Origin of the sequence: Anabaena sp. CA = ATCC 33047, assembly GCF_963870205.1 — a bacterium.
In the GTDB taxonomy this organism is placed as follows: domain Bacteria; phylum Cyanobacteriota; class Cyanobacteriia; order Cyanobacteriales; family Nostocaceae; genus Trichormus.
The window spans coordinates 85,217-99,646 of the sequence record NZ_CAWMSA010000068.1; the positions used below are offsets into that span (position 1 = coordinate 85,217).

13 protein-coding genes and 1 pseudogene are annotated in these 14,430 nt (G+C 41.5%); 6 read left to right on the forward strand and 8 right to left on the reverse strand.

From position 1 onward, the window contains the following. Positions 1-540 (reverse strand): ABC transporter ATP-binding protein (locus AACS98_RS20715; RefSeq protein WP_066383488.1); only part of this gene is annotated, 540 nt, incomplete at its 3' end. Positions 541-861: 321 nt separating this feature from the next. Here AACS98_RS20715 and AACS98_RS20720 point away from each other — a divergent pair. The 3 genes from AACS98_RS20720 to AACS98_RS20730 all read left to right on the forward strand — a co-directional run bounded on the left by AACS98_RS20720 (position 862) and on the right by AACS98_RS20730 (position 2,805). Continuing rightward, positions 862-1,800 (forward strand): Sll0314/Alr1548 family TPR repeat-containing protein, encoded by a 939-nt coding sequence (locus AACS98_RS20720; protein WP_066383491.1) that lies wholly within the window; start codon positions 862-864, stop codon positions 1,798-1,800. A 112-nt stretch (positions 1,801-1,912) separates the two neighbouring features. Next, positions 1,913-2,365, forward strand: a complete 453-nt coding sequence (locus AACS98_RS20725; RefSeq protein ID WP_066383493.1) for a DUF3531 family protein — start codon at positions 1,913-1,915, stop codon at positions 2,363-2,365. Positions 2,366-2,373: 8 nt separating this feature from the next. After that, on the forward strand, positions 2,374-2,805 hold the full coding sequence (locus tag AACS98_RS20730) for an NUDIX hydrolase (RefSeq protein ID WP_066383495.1): 432 nt from the start codon (positions 2,374-2,376) through the stop codon (positions 2,803-2,805). A gap of 242 nt (positions 2,806-3,047) precedes the next feature. On the opposite strand, the gene AACS98_RS20735 is transcribed toward AACS98_RS20730, so the two are convergent. The 7 genes from AACS98_RS20735 to AACS98_RS20765 all read right to left on the reverse strand — a co-directional run bounded on the left by AACS98_RS20735 (position 3,048) and on the right by AACS98_RS20765 (position 8,718). Then, entirely contained in the window at positions 3,048-3,380 is a 333-nt protein-coding gene (locus tag AACS98_RS20735) for a hypothetical protein (protein ID WP_066383497.1), read from the reverse strand. Next, positions 3,380-3,766: a hypothetical protein gene (locus tag AACS98_RS20740; protein ID WP_066383499.1), complete on the reverse strand. Its 387-nt coding sequence runs from the start codon at positions 3,764-3,766 to the stop codon at positions 3,380-3,382. The genes AACS98_RS20735 and AACS98_RS20740 overlap by 1 nt, the downstream gene beginning before the upstream one ends. A gap of 370 nt (positions 3,767-4,136) precedes the next feature. Then, positions 4,137-4,388, reverse strand: coding sequence for a DUF4351 domain-containing protein (locus AACS98_RS20745; RefSeq protein ID WP_082803777.1), 252 nt, complete (start codon positions 4,386-4,388; stop codon positions 4,137-4,139). Between the two features lie 84 nt (positions 4,389-4,472). Further along, complete coding sequence (locus AACS98_RS20750) at positions 4,473-4,778, reverse strand: small RNA NsiR4-regulated ssr1528 family protein (RefSeq protein ID WP_066383502.1); 306 nt, start codon at positions 4,776-4,778, stop codon at positions 4,473-4,475. Between the two features lie 123 nt (positions 4,779-4,901). After that, positions 4,902-5,156 (reverse strand): hypothetical protein, encoded by a 255-nt coding sequence (locus tag AACS98_RS20755; protein ID WP_066383503.1) that lies wholly within the window; start codon positions 5,154-5,156, stop codon positions 4,902-4,904. Between the two features lie 73 nt (positions 5,157-5,229). Next, a complete protein-coding gene (ppc, locus tag AACS98_RS20760; protein ID WP_066383505.1) occupies positions 5,230-8,307 on the reverse strand; it encodes a phosphoenolpyruvate carboxylase in 3,078 nt (1,025 codons plus the stop codon). Positions 8,308-8,478: 171 nt separating this feature from the next. Further along, positions 8,479-8,718 (reverse strand): hypothetical protein, encoded by a 240-nt coding sequence (locus AACS98_RS20765; protein WP_066383508.1) that lies wholly within the window; start codon positions 8,716-8,718, stop codon positions 8,479-8,481. Positions 8,719-9,041: 323 nt separating this feature from the next. Between AACS98_RS20765 and AACS98_RS20770 the strand changes: the two genes are divergently transcribed. The 3 genes and pseudogenes from AACS98_RS20770 to AACS98_RS20780 all read left to right on the forward strand — a co-directional run. After that, positions 9,042-12,032, forward strand: a complete 2,991-nt coding sequence (locus AACS98_RS20770; protein ID WP_066383510.1) for a DUF1574 family protein — start codon at positions 9,042-9,044, stop codon at positions 12,030-12,032. Positions 12,033-12,101: 69 nt separating this feature from the next. Beyond that, positions 12,102-13,601 carry an MBOAT family O-acyltransferase gene (locus tag AACS98_RS20775; protein WP_066383512.1) on the forward strand — a complete coding sequence of 500 codons (1,500 nt, stop codon included), beginning with the start codon at positions 12,102-12,104 and terminating at the stop codon, positions 13,599-13,601. 206 nt (positions 13,602-13,807) lie between these two features. Further along, positions 13,808-14,430: pseudogene (locus AACS98_RS20780) on the forward strand (photosystem II q(b) protein); the annotation flags it as partial.

Below are 14,430 nucleotides of genomic sequence, written 5' to 3' on the forward strand. Positions count from 1 at the left end.
TAGTGTCCAGTCTTGTTTGAGTTTGGCTAATAAATTTACCAATTGCCGTCGCATTGACCAGTCTAACCCGGCTGTCGGTTCATCTAACAATAATAAGTTGGGTTGGCGTATCAGTTGCACCGCTAAGGCTAAACGTCGTTGCTGCCCTCCACTTAAAGCATGAGGTGCCGCAGACAATGATAAATGCTCTAATCCTACCTCGCTTAATGCTTGTCTGACACGCTCAGTTCCTAGTTCGGGATGTCCTAAACGCAGTTCTTCTAAAATCGTACCACCGCAAAAGTGTCTTTCTGGAAACTGAAATACTAAGCCAGCTAATTGTTGCAACTGTTCTGATATAAGTTCTTGTTCTCGCCAAAAAACCGCGCCTGATGTGGGTTCAGCTAGTCCAGATAATATCTCTAGTAAGGTACTTTTACCAGAACCACTAGGGCCGATAATCAATCCTAGCTGTTGGGGTGGTAATTCCAAGTTCACAGATTTGAGAATCGCTGTTGGGCAAGCTGTGGGATGATAAGTTAAATTTCTGAGATAGAGCATTTGTTAAGATTACCAAAAATTTGGCGCAGAACTCACTAATTAAGATTAACTACAACTAGAACCACTGGAAAATTCGGCAAGGGTTCATAGAACATTATTCATGAAATTCCCATTTCAGCAGTCAGAATCATCTTTCTTTTATTATTGTGGCAAATTTACTTATGATTAATCGCTACAAATCATCAGGGAACTTGTAAAACTGACTCAAGTCTAATTGATTTGTGTATTGTAAACGCACAATACGCATTTTTTAGTGGGTTCTCTAGCATATTTTAAGTAGTAGATAAAACAATTTCAACCGCAATTTTTCTGAGGCTGGTAATGACTAAAAAGTTTTTTGATTCTCCAAGGCGGAGACTTCCCCAACTAACAAGGCTAGCGCAAATGACTGTAGGCGTGGCGATCGCTCTCAATTTAGGAGTAAATCCCACTCTCGCCGGTGATCCCTTCCGCACTAATGCACCTCGTAAAATTGGCGACAATACAGAAGCAGCTTTTAAAGCAGTTTTTTACAATGGCGATTATCTAGCCGCACAGCGTTATCTCCAACAAGCAGCCTCAACCGAATCAGATGAACCTTTAGTTTATGCGATGAAGGCTTCTCTAGCTTACATTAATGGAGATTTGGCAGGTCTAGATAATTACAGCCGCAAAACTCTAGCAACTGGACAGAAATTATTGACTAATGACAACTTACGTGGTAGTATATACACTGCCGTAGGTCATTTTTTAGAAGGTGCAGTTGATCTCACCCGTGAAGGAACAATCAAAGGCGCACCCAAAGCGTTGAGTCGGCTAAGACAAGTTTATCAATATTTAGAGCAAGCAGAAGCGATTTCACCTCAAGACCCTGAATTGAATTTAATCAAGGGTTACATGGATTTGATGCTGGCGGTGAGTTTACCCTTTGCGAGTCCAGATGAAGCTATTGCACGGTTAGAAAACAATGCTGCACCTGAGTATTTAGCAGTGCGGGGAATTGCGATCGCCTATCGAGATTTGAAACAATACTCTCAAGCTTTACGTTACGCTAACCGTGCCTTAAAAGTTGCACCAGGCAACCCAGAGTTGTATTATTTAAAAGCGCAAATACTCAAAGAACAGGGTAAACAAGCTAAAAGTCAGCAATTAATCCAAGATGCGATCGCTAACTTTGACAAAGCCTTAACCAAAAAATCTCAACTCCCCAAAGAGTTGGTTAAACAAATTGAACGCGAACGCAAGAGTGCTGTTAATAGTTTAAACCTATCAAGTAGATGAAGGCAAGCAGGGGGATGAGGGAGATGAGGAAGATGAGGGGGATGAGGGGGTGCAGGAGAGAAAAGCTAATAACTAATGACTAATAACTAATGACTAATGACTAATGACTAATATGCACATTCAATTTCGTGAATTTAATCCGTTTGATGTTTGGATTTGGGTGAAGTTTAGTACAATCCCTTCGGAACATGAAAGAAAATATGTAGAAGAGGTGTTTAATTCTTGGTTTTACTTAGGTAAATTAGGTGGATTTAACGCCGAAAATCTGCAAGTTCAGGAAACTGGACTCGATTTAAGTTATATGGATTATGACGCTCAAGGCTATGATAAAAGCTTACTGGCACTCATGCACAACATGGGTGAATTTGAGTATGATGGACAATGGGCGCGTTGTTGGTTTGACTTAGGAACAAGTGATGCGATCGCTTTAGATATTTTAATCAATGCTCTCACCCAACTCAGTCAAGAATACGTCACCATTGAACAATTGTATATTGGCGGCGAAAATGAAGATTGGCCAGTCGTAGATAGTGACACCCGCGCTTACTCCATTTACGATAATTAATCACATAAATGAGTAAAGAAAGTATGATCAGGGTGATAGCATTGGGACTAATTCAGCATGAACAAAGAATTTTTGTATCTCAAGGTTATGACCCTGTAAAACAATCAACATTTTACCGTGCTTTGGGTGGTGGTGTTGACTTTGGCGAAACTAGCTTACAAGCTTTAAAAAGAGAATTTCAAGAAGAAATTCAAGCCGAGTTAACTAATATTCGCTACTTAGGTTGTATAGAAAATATATTTATATACAATGGTAGACAAGGACATGAAATAATTCAACTTTATCAATGCGATTTCGCTGATGCTAAATTTTATCAGTTAGAAAGTTTAGTATTTTCTGAGTCTGAACATCATCAGCATACAGCACTGTGGATAGATATTGCTCGGTTTAAATCTGGTGAACTCACATTAGTACCAGGAGAATTTTTTAATTATTTGTGATATCTAGTTATATAGTGATTGGTAAAGGCGTGAATTAAACGTAGCATTCCCAATTAATAAAAAGTTCGTAGTAAGGACTTTAGTCCTTATTTTCTTAGCAAGTTTCGTAGTTAAGCACTTCCAGATAAAAAATCTCCAAAATGTAGGGTGCGTCAGTACGATAAACCCTGGCTATACCAAGAAAATCTTCATCCTGACGCACCCTACTAACTAACTTTAGTCCTTATTTTCTTAACACTAAACTACTCATATCTATATTTTTTCGATTTAATCACTTCAATCACATCATCATGACGTTGACCTTCGATAATGTCACTTAAATGAATTTTACCTTCAATATATTGTAAATGAATCCGCCAGCCAGATAACTTATCAATATCAGCACGGTATATTGCTTGTTTAATTCCCTTCACTTTACGCAGTCTTGTCTTGGGAAAATTTCTAGTTCTATGACATTCATTATCTTCTAATTCAGCCAAAGCTTCTAGAAAATCTATTTTGAGATTATCTGGTAAAATCTCCATAGCTTCGTGGATAACACCATGCTCATCTAAGAGGGGTTTAATCCGTGACATTAACTAGAAATTACCTCAATTTCTCGGCATTTAACGCTAAAGTCTTGGTAGAGAGACTCGGCAACTGAACTATATGCTTTGCAAGCATCTTCAGTGTTGACAACCCTGAATAATGTTATTACTGTTGTATCAAAAATTGGGTCATCGTCAATAGTTACTATTAATCTGATATCTTTATTGATAATTAAGGCATAAAGAGAAGAATCAAAATCATCACTCAGCTTAATTTCTTTCAGTTTAAAAGCTTGATTTTCTAAAATATTGCGGTTTTTTGATAGTAACTCAACATAACGGTTGAGTTTTTTAATAATTTTAAATTTATCTTTATTGCTAAATTTATCTAAATCTTGTTCAAATTCCTTCGTAGATTCAATAAGTATTTCCATTTAGATGCTTCCATCAGCGAAATCTAAAATCCACTTACAATTTAACTCATAAATATAAATAATAGAAGTATTTTAAGTTGAGTTATTCCCAGTTAATTTTTAACAGTGATCGCCTTGATAAATCAGTTAAAATATCGTTGTATTTAGTATAGGTTAGCCTTTACAGTTTTTAGTGCAATTACAGGCGGTACGCTGGTTTGGCTGGTGAGACAGCCTCCTGTAGAACGTTAAATTTATCAATGGGTATCATGTATTGCCTATGAGATAAATCAGGTGCGTTACTGCGTTAACACACCCTACGCAAGAATACTAAAATTATCACAAGCAATGTCTGGAGACAATCAGGACAGCTTCTAAGCATTTGGTATGTTTAACTAATTCGCCCCTGCAACCAAGCCTGTAAATCAGCTACACTGCTAAAATCTAGCAACGCTTCCCCCAACTCTTCCAGCATGGGTAATTGCAAACCCGCAACCACAGAAAGCACATCTTGGGGGATTTCTCCCAATCGCTTCGTTAGCTGTCGGATAATAATATTAGCCGTCGCTTCTCGTCCTTCCTCTCGTCCTTCTTCCTTAATTTCTCGATAAACCCTTGTTTGTTTCAGTGTGATGTCTAACATTGACTCCACCTCCGCGCGACTTAGTTGCTCAAAACGGTGAAAATATGCCTCAACATGATGCGTAGGCTACGCCTACGCATAAAATTACTTACCGCCGTAGAAAAAGGCAATTTCTTTTTCCTTCAGGGGTGCGAAACCTGCGTCTGCTAGTAATTGCTCTAGTTCTGCTTGGGGTATATGTTTGGCACCGATGCGGACAATACGGGAACGCATAGTATTAGATACACCACTACGTTGTCTGTTTGCTTCTAATGCCATGACTTTGTTGTATAGGTCTAGCTTGGCAGTAGGAATTGGCGTACCATCAAAATCGATGCCTTTAGCGATCGCTTCATCAATAGCATCAGCACCCTTAGTAGTGGAATTTACTTCTTGAGTTTCAGCAGACATGGTAATTTTCTCTAAAAGTTATAGGTATATATTACCAGTGATGCTGCTTTTGGGGACTGGGAACAGGGAAACCAGGGGAGCGGAGGGAGCAGGGGAGAAAAACTAATGACTAATGACTAATGACTAATGACGATTTTCTCGTATTACCAAACCACCAGCAACAGCACCTAAAATTGTCCCTGTCCAAATCCCTCTTGTACTACCTTGCCATGTTGCGCCGGGTGTCATCCAAGCTTGACACATTTGTTGTAAACCCCAAGGCTGATTTTGACACTTTTGGCTATGCGCCATTAAGGTGATTTGTCCGCCGATATAACCGCCGAAAAACCCTGATGTGAGTGCTAAAAAAGTACAAATTAAAACAGGATGTTTAGTCATTAGTCATTAGTCATTAGTTATTAGTCAACAGTCAACTGTCAACAGTCAACTGTCAACTGTCAACCGTCAACCATCAACCTGTATTTCTCATCCCCGCAGCAATGCCGTTAATCGTTAACAGCGCACCTCGCAGTAACTCACCCTTGCTGTAACGAGAATGAATTACGCCGGAGGTGGCAATATTGCGGCACTGACGCAGACGTTTGAGGAGGGAAACTTGGATAAAACCAAGGGGGAGAATTGTCCCGTTGCGTAACTGTACAGAACGTTGTAACACAGGATCGCCATCTAATAAGCGATTATGAGCGGTAATTTTGAGGACTAAATCCTTTGTGAGATAGTATTCGCTGGCGATTTTCTCAAATACCTTTTCAAAGCGGGGTTTGTCTTCTGGGTTCGATAATTCCTGCACGTAATGACGCGCCATTTGCATATCTACTTTTGCCAGTGTCATTTCCACTTTGGAAATTACCATCTTAAAGAATGGCCATTTCAGGTAAAAGTAGCGCAGTAATTTCAGGTGTTCTTCTGGTTCTTCATTCAAAAATTCATGTAACGCAGTACCGACACCGTACCACGAAGGCAGCAAAAAGCGGGTTTGTGTCCAGCTAAATACCCAAGGGATGGCGCGGAGACTGCTTAAATCTTTTTTGCCAGAGGGACGACGGGCGGGACGAGAACTAATTTGTAGCTGGCTAATTTCTTCAATGGGGGTGACTTGGTGGAAGAAGTCAATAAAATCGGGCTGTTCGTAAATTAAAGCCCGATAATGCTGGCGCGATCGCGCGGCGAATTCTTCCATAATCTCATTCCAAGGTTCGATGTCATCAAACCCTGTCCGTAGTAAGCTAGCCTGAATTACTGCCGTGGTGATGGTTTCCAGGTTGTATAAAGCCAAGTCCAGCAAGGAGTATTTAGAAGCTAAGACTTCTCCTTGTTCAGTAATCTTGATGCGTCCGTTGATACTATGCCCTGGTTGTGCCAAAATTGCCTCGTGGGCAGGGCCGCCACCCCGTCCTACAGAACCGCCCCTACCGTGGAAAATTCGCAGGTTTACGCCGTATTCTTCGGCAATTTTCTGTAAGGATTTTTGGGCTTTGTGAATTTCCCAGTTACTACTTAAAAAGCCAGAGTCTTTGTTACTGTCAGAATACCCCAGCATCACTTCTTGTAAGTCGGGGGTGAGGGGAAAAGTTTCTGCTGGCAGGGGAAGATGGGGAGAGGGGGGAAGATTTTCTTGAGTACCGTTAAGTACGGCGTAACCACCAGCTAACAAGGCGCGATACAAAGGTAGTTCAAACAGTTCTCGCATGATGCTGCGGGAACGTTGCAAGTCTTCCACGGTTTCAAATAATGGTACAACTTGAATTGTACCGACTGCGATCGCCGGGTCAAATAATCTGGCTTCTTTCGCTAACAGCAAAACTTCCAGCACATCGCTTACCTGACGGCACATACTGATGATGTAGGTTTTGCAGATGTTCACCCCAAATTCTTGCTGTAGCGATCGCACTACCCGGAAGGTTTTAATCACATCATTAGTCTTGTCAGAAAATGGCAATTCTGCTGAGATTAATGGGCGACGGGTTTGCAGTTCCTGAGTTAACCACTCAACGCGCTGTGCTTCTGAGAGTTCGTTGTAAGATTGGGGTAAGATTTGCAAGTATTCCAGAATCTCATTCACAGCATCCGAATGTCTAGATGATTCTTGGCGGATGTCTAACTGGGTGAGGTGAAAGTCAAAAATCTCGACTTGACAGATGAGATTATCGAGTTCGCGGCAACTTAAACCAGTTTCCTGCAAGTTACGCTGAATTAACCGCAGTTCTGCCAAAAAATCCGCCCCGGAACGGTACATGGGGCTATCTTCGTTGGTGGGAGTTTCGCCCTTATATAAAGCTAAATTACGCTCATGGGTATTTTCGAGCCGCTTGAGAACATAAGATAACTTCAGGCGATAAGGTTCTTGACGATATCTTAAAGCCAGCGCGTCGTAAACTTCACTTAACTGCGATTGATCTAACTCTAGGGACTCCAGCAAATCTGGTAAAACGTCGCTCCAGTGCATAGAGATACTCAGTAACTCTATCAACTGTTTGACTGACTTGATATATCTCTCTAGCACCATTTTGCGCTGATAGCAAGCTGTCTGCCAAGTTACTTCCGGGGTGACAGATGGATTTCCATCCCTATCTGAACCTACCCAAGAACCAAAGGCACAGAAATTTTTACTGGGTGGTTCTAGCCAAGGAAATGTTTTATCCAAAGCGAACTTGAAGCGTTTATACAATTGGGGAATGCCATCAAATAACACTTCTTGGAAGTAGTGCAAAGCATAATCTACTTCATCTAAAACCGTCGGTTTGAATTGGTGCAGTTCATCAGTACGCCACCACAGGCGAATTTCTTCTAGTAATTTTTCCCGTAGTTCTGTTGCTTCCCAAGGATAGCCACCACCATTCTGAGTGTGATTTTCTACAGCATCTAGTTTTTGTAGTAGTTTCACTACTTGGCGTTGTTTATCGCGGATGGTGTGGCGGACAATTTCTGTGGGGTGGGCTGTAAATACCAAGCGCACATCCAACTGGGAAATCAAACGTTGAATTTGTTGGGGGGGGACATTCAACCTATGTAATAGGGGAAATAAAGCGGCGAATGTGCCTCTTTGTTTATTTTGCTCCCTAGAAGCACCGTTTTTGGTCAGCCAATCCATTCCTCCTGCACCATTGCTAGTGCAATCATCTTCATTTTGGTTAGAGGAATAGGTGATATTGTGAGTATTTTCCCGATGGGGTGGTTCTGGTTCCACTTCAGAATAGCGGGTTAATTGCTGCCGTTGTTCGTATTCTTGCTCTATGATGTTGATCAACTGAAAATACAACGCAAAACCCCGTGCTGCCCGGATGGCTTCGTTAATATTTAACTGTTCAATCAACTTCACAGCAGAAGTGGCTTGGTCTGTTGTGGCTTGTCCTTCTGGGGAACACAAGTCACGCAACTGCCGCAATAACTCTACCATATTCTGCCCGCATTCTTGCCGGAGTACGGACTCCCACAATTCTTCGACGATTTGCAGACGACGACGCAAAAATAATTCTGAGGCGGGGTATAAATTGGCAGATTCAGATAAAGAGTATAAAACAGAACTCATATTGTTTCTCTAGTAAAGCCGATTGCTGTCCAACGGTTGTCAGGCTAGTGCCGCTACGCGGAAGTCAAAAATTACAGTCAAAACTCAAAAGGCTGATGCAGTCTGCTTGGCGTTGATTTTGCTGGGTTTTTAGTTGACATCGCGGGGAGCATTTTTTTGCAAGTATAATTTTTATCTGTGTGACTTTATTTCATTGTCCTCTGGAAAGGGAAGAATTGGCAGGCGATCGCCGCGAAATATTTCCTCACTGGCTTGTCCTAAAGATTCTAGGGCTTTTATTGTCACTTTTCCGGTGGTCAGCAGCAGTAGTATAGACGCTGAACCGATTTGTACAAGGAAAGATTGGGGAATGCTGAAGACAACCAAATTCAATCCTGATTCATGTTGGGACTGTTGGGTAATAGGAGGCATTGTTTTGTTGTTAGTAAATGGTCAAAGAGTAGAATGAAACGCAAAACTCAAAATCTGTATGACTTGCAACCGTATACAACTATTCTGTCTCAGTTAGCAAGCCCAAAAGGTAACAAAAGTGTTAACAAAAAATAGCAAAATGTGATAGACCTATGGTTCTAGTTTACAAGTGCAGGTACTACCCCCCAACAATCAGTCAAAAGTCACAAATGTTCAACCCCCTGGCTATAGATAAAAAAACAAGTCATTAGTCATGAGTCATGAGTTTTTCGCTTCCACTCCCCTACTCCCTACTCACTGTGTTGCTTCAGAGTTAACTGCCCATGAAAAAATTACGATCAGATAGCCAGCAATCCTTATTGCAATGGGTAAGCCAAGCAACAGGGATTAACTCTGTTGGGGTAAAAGTCCGATTACGGGGAAATGACCTTCATATTTTGTGTGAAGGTGAGAAGTGTCCTCAACGCTGGCGTACTTTATCCGATTTGCTTCATGCACTCCAGCAAACAGATTTAGATGCTTTAACCAAAAGTGAACAACCCTCAATATACCAAGTATTCGTCTACGGGCGAAAGAAAGGGGAATATCGTCCCCAATGGTGCCACAGAGTCTACTTAAATCAACTAGATCGCCATTTAGAACAGGTAGAACTAGCTTTATTAGCGGATGCTGCTAAAGCCCCTGGTGGCGCGCTGATTCTTTCTAATGAAAGTTTGGCACGGCGAGGTGATCCCAATGCGATCGCCCGTTATCTCAGTGAAACCCTGAGTGCGATGGGTGTGGGGGTACGGGTAAAAGTTAAGCAGGATGAGTCTAGTGAGGACAATACATCTGATCGGCTGTGGATACTTTGTCAGTCAAATTACAGTCCCGATCCTTCCTTGATAGCCGAACCAGTAGCCCAGCAATTGCGACAATTAAAGTTAGCTGGCTATCAGGATGCGGTGATTGTTTCCCAAATTACTGGCGAGACAAATCATAATTGGCGGTTACGAATTGATTTGACACCGCCAGAGGTGATGCTGAAGGAATGGGCGCGGTGGGGTGATGTGCAAGCGATCGCCCGGCTGTTAACCGCAGTCTTATCCGATTTACAAATTACTGTCCAAGTTTCTCTCCAAGAATCTACTTTACATATTTTTTGCCTACCGCTTGCTAACTCTTTAGAAGATGCCTCGGCACCAGATAAAGCCTTATGTATCAAAAAGATATCACAGCAACTCGAAGCGATCGCCCCGCAAGCTATTCTCGCCGCTACGATTTACGGACAAAAAACTCCAGATGACAAACAACCACAATGGATTGATTGGTTGACTTTACCTGCCAACGAATATCCGGCTTTGGCTACCCCAGCCTTGGAATTAGCAGCAGAAGGTGATGAACCTGCTATTATTTTCTTACTCGAACGCCTACTTAATCCTAATTTAGATCGGCGACTCAAAACAGGCGGTCTACGGGTGCTGCTGCGGCGCAAAGATGATTTATACCACATCATGTGTGATGCACCCATTTGTCCCAGTCGCAAGCAAGTAGCCCCGAAAGTTACCCAGTTTATTCGCCAACTTAATATCGCTGGTATTGCTGGGGTGCGGGTTTACGGTAGACGCGCCGGTAATAAAGAACCTTTTTGGCATCATGGTGTAGATTTAGCCCAGCGTCAACGCTTAGTTCCCGAAGCTACCCCAGAATTTGCGGCTACTTCTGAATATGTCAGCGACTTAATTACCCAAGACAACGACGAAGCAATTTTCCGCCCTGATTTAACTACAGAAGAAGTTCACAGTTTTGTCAGCAAAGTTGCTCAAGATTGGCTAGAAACTGCCACAACTACTTGGAAAAAATGGCTGTTGAATACTCAGTTATTTATCGAAACTAATCAATCAGTCAACCAAATTCCTGATTCTCAAGGTCTAAAAGTTGCTTTGGTTTGGGGTACTTTAGGCTTGTTGCTGACTCTGCAAACTGATTGGATTTTGGGTTACATTGTGACTCGCACCCTACCAACTACAGCATCGGTTAACAATGTCTCACCCTCCTCATCCTCTCCAGCTAAGTCATCTTTGAGGGAAAGCAATCACCAAAACCAGAGAACAGCATTTTTTACCAGTAGTTCTCAGCCGCAAAATGCCGCCTTTAATGCTTCTGGTTTTACTCAAGAAGACGACAACCAACCGCCAACTTTAAACGCCGCACCTTTAAGAAAAAAAGCTAATGCTACGGCAATTTTGTTAGCGGCGCGGTCTTCTCTGCCCAGTTTTAATGTTAGACAATTAGATGAGCAATTAGCTTTATACAGACAGCGCATAGCTAGAAATGGCAAACCAGCCGATGTGTTAATTATTGGTTCTTCCCGTGCCTTGCGGGGAGTTGATCCAATGGCTTTATCTAAAGCTTTAAAACGTCAAGGTTATGCCAATCTGGATGTATTTAATTTTGGCATTAACGGCGCAACTGCCCAAGTTGTAGACTTTGTAATTCGCCAAGTTTTGCAACCATCCGAGTTACCAAAATTAATTTTGTGGGCTGATGGTTCCCGTGCTTTTAATAGTGGTCGTGAAGATTTAACATTTCAGGCGATCGCTGCATCTCAGGGTTATGAATATGTCTTGCAGCAAGCTCAAACCTCTAGCAATAGCGAAACTCCAGGAAATTCGACCACCGGACAAAATACCACACCACAGCCAAATATCAACCCCTATCAAGCTTTTAATCAAGCTTTCAATCAAATTCTGGGTACAGTTTCCACTACTTACCAAAACCGCAACCAAGTCAAAGCTTTACTCCAAAAACAACTAGAGTCTTTGCCTGTATTAATTGCATCTCAAAACGACCAATCACAAACAACTAAAATCGAAAATTCCGCAGACGAAAATCTTTTATTACACGCAGTAGATTTTGATGGTTTCCTGCCCTTATCTGTGCGGTTTAATCCCGCGAGATATTATCAAAAATATGCGCGAGTTATTGGTAAATACGATAACGATTATAAGGATTTTAACCTAGGAGGTGAGCAAGATGCAGCCCTACAAAATGTTTTGCAGTTTACCAAGTCGCAAAACATTCAATTAGTCTTTATTAATCTACCTCTCACCGCCGAATACTTAGATTCATTTCGTCGCCAACATGAACAAGAATTTCAAAACTATATGTTACAAATAGCCAAGAGTCCCAATTTTATTTATCGAGATATCAGTCAACTTTGGCCAAAAACCAATGAATATTTTTCTGATCCTAGTCACCTTAACCGTTTTGGTGCTTACGAAGTCTCGCAAAAACTAGCCACTGATCCGATGATTCCCTGGCCTGTAAAGTAAGCTAACTGAATAAGCACAGGAGAAAAACTAATAACTAATAACTAATGACTGATAACTAATAACTAAAACATGAACTTTATATCTATCACTTACTGTTTTTTCCTACTCAGTGCTTTGGGTATTTATTGGTATGTCGTCCGTCAGCAAATGCGGCTATGGACTTTACTAATTGCTAGTCTGATATTCTACGCAACTCTCAGTCTTCAATACATACCACTGTTATTAACTCTGACGTTTATTAACTTTCAGCTAGGGCGAGAAATCGGGAAAAATACTTCCCCAGGAAAACATAATACAGATTGGCAAATATCTAATGAAGAATGGCAATTTGCCACTATAGATTGGAACCGCAGACGCTGGAAATTGTTATGGATGGGTATAAGTATAAATGTAATAATTCTCTTGGGTTTTAAGTATATAAATGGTGTAATTCAGTTAATTTTTGATATCCCAGTCAACTCACCAGATGGAGCATTAAAAATTGTTGCTCCTTTGGGCATTTCTTTTTTCACCTTTGAGTGTATTGCCTATTTAGTCGATGTCTATCGTGGTGCGCCAGCTACTAATAAATTTCTGCAATTTGCCACATACAAATTATTTTTTGCAAAATTAATTTCTGGCCCGATTACTCGCTATCACAATCTAGGTAATCAATTCAACTCTCTGGAATTTCCTACTATTGATAAACTTGCAGAAGCTTTGTGGTTAATTTCTAGGGGGGCGGTAAAAAAAGGGATTTTGGCAGATAACCTCGGCATTTTTGTCGATTTATGTTTTGGTAATCTGCAACGCGCTGGTAGCACTGACTTATGGCTGGCTACTTTTGCCTATGGCTTGCAGTTGTATTTAGATTTTAGCGGTTATGTAGATATTGCCCGTGGTAGTGCTTTACTGTTTGGGTTAGTGCTACCAGAAAATTTTGATTTTCCCTACTTCAGCACTAGCATCGCTGAATTTTGGCGACGTTGGCATATAACTTTAGGCGACTGGTTGCGTAATTATGTCTACTTTCCTTTAGGTGGTTCTCGTCAAGGGTTAACTCGCACCTGCTGGAATTTATTTATTGTTATGCTGATTGCCGGGATTTGGCACGGTTCTGTTTGGGGTTTTATTGTTTGGGGTGTTTATCACGGTTTAGCTTTAGTGGTGCATCGCTTGACTGATGCCATGAGCGATCGCTATGAAAAATTAGCACAATTCTGGCAAAATCCTCTAGGTATCGTTATCGCTTGGCTGTTAACCCAATTGATGGTTTTTACCTCCTGGATTTGGTTTCGTCTCCCAAATTTGCAAGCATCTTCTTGGGTATTTCAGCACCTTTGGAACCATACTGCTGATGCCCAATTTAATCAAAAAGTCTATATAGAAGCCCTGAATACTAGCCCCCATCAAATTACCTGGATGATGCTAATTTTAGCTATGGTAATGTGTATAAATTATCTCTTCCAGGGTAGGCTCAAGCTAGAATTCAACTGGCCTCTCAAACTGGTATTTGTTCCTTTATGCTTCTACGCTGTTTGGTTATTCGCTCCCGAAGGAAGTCTTCCTTATATATACTTTGATTTTTAATATGATAAAGTATATGATTTCACAGATTTAACAACTAGAATATTGTTAACTTTCATGATTATGGGCAGTAAATTTAATTGTGTAATCATTAAGAAATGCTAAGTTCGCTCATTAAATCTACGCAAGTGGATGTATAGTCAATGAAACAGGCGTGAGTCGCAATCACGCCTAATAAATCAGTAAACACTCCAAGCAATTATAACAAAATGACCACAACCTTACAACAGCGTCAAAACGCTAACGTATGGGAGCGGTTTTGTGAGTGGATCACCAGCACTGACAACCGGATTTATGTCGGTTGGTTTGGTGTATTAATGATCCCCACACTCTTAGCCGCAACCGTCTGCTTCGTGATCGCCTTCATCGCTGCACCTCCAGTAGACATCGATGGTATCCGCGAACCCGTTGCAGGTTCTCTAATCTACGGCAACAACATCATCTCTGGTGCTGTTGTTCCTTCTTCTAACGCTATCGGTTTACACTTCTACCCCATCTGGGAAGCTGCTTCCTTGGATGAATGGTTGTACAACGGTGGCCCTTACCAGTTGGTAGTATTCCACTTCCTCATCGGATGTGCTTGCTACTTAGGCCGTCAGTGGGAATTGTCCTACCGCTTGGGTATGCGTCCCTGGATCTGCGTAGCTTACTCTGCACCTTTGGCATCTGCTACCGCAGTATTCTTGATCTACCCCATCGGTCAAGGTTCTTTCTCTGATGGTATGCCTTTGGGTATCTCTGGTACCTTCAACTTCATGATCGTGTTCCAAGCAGAACACAACATACTGATGCACCCCTTCCACATGTTAGGTGTGGCTGGTGTATTCGGTGG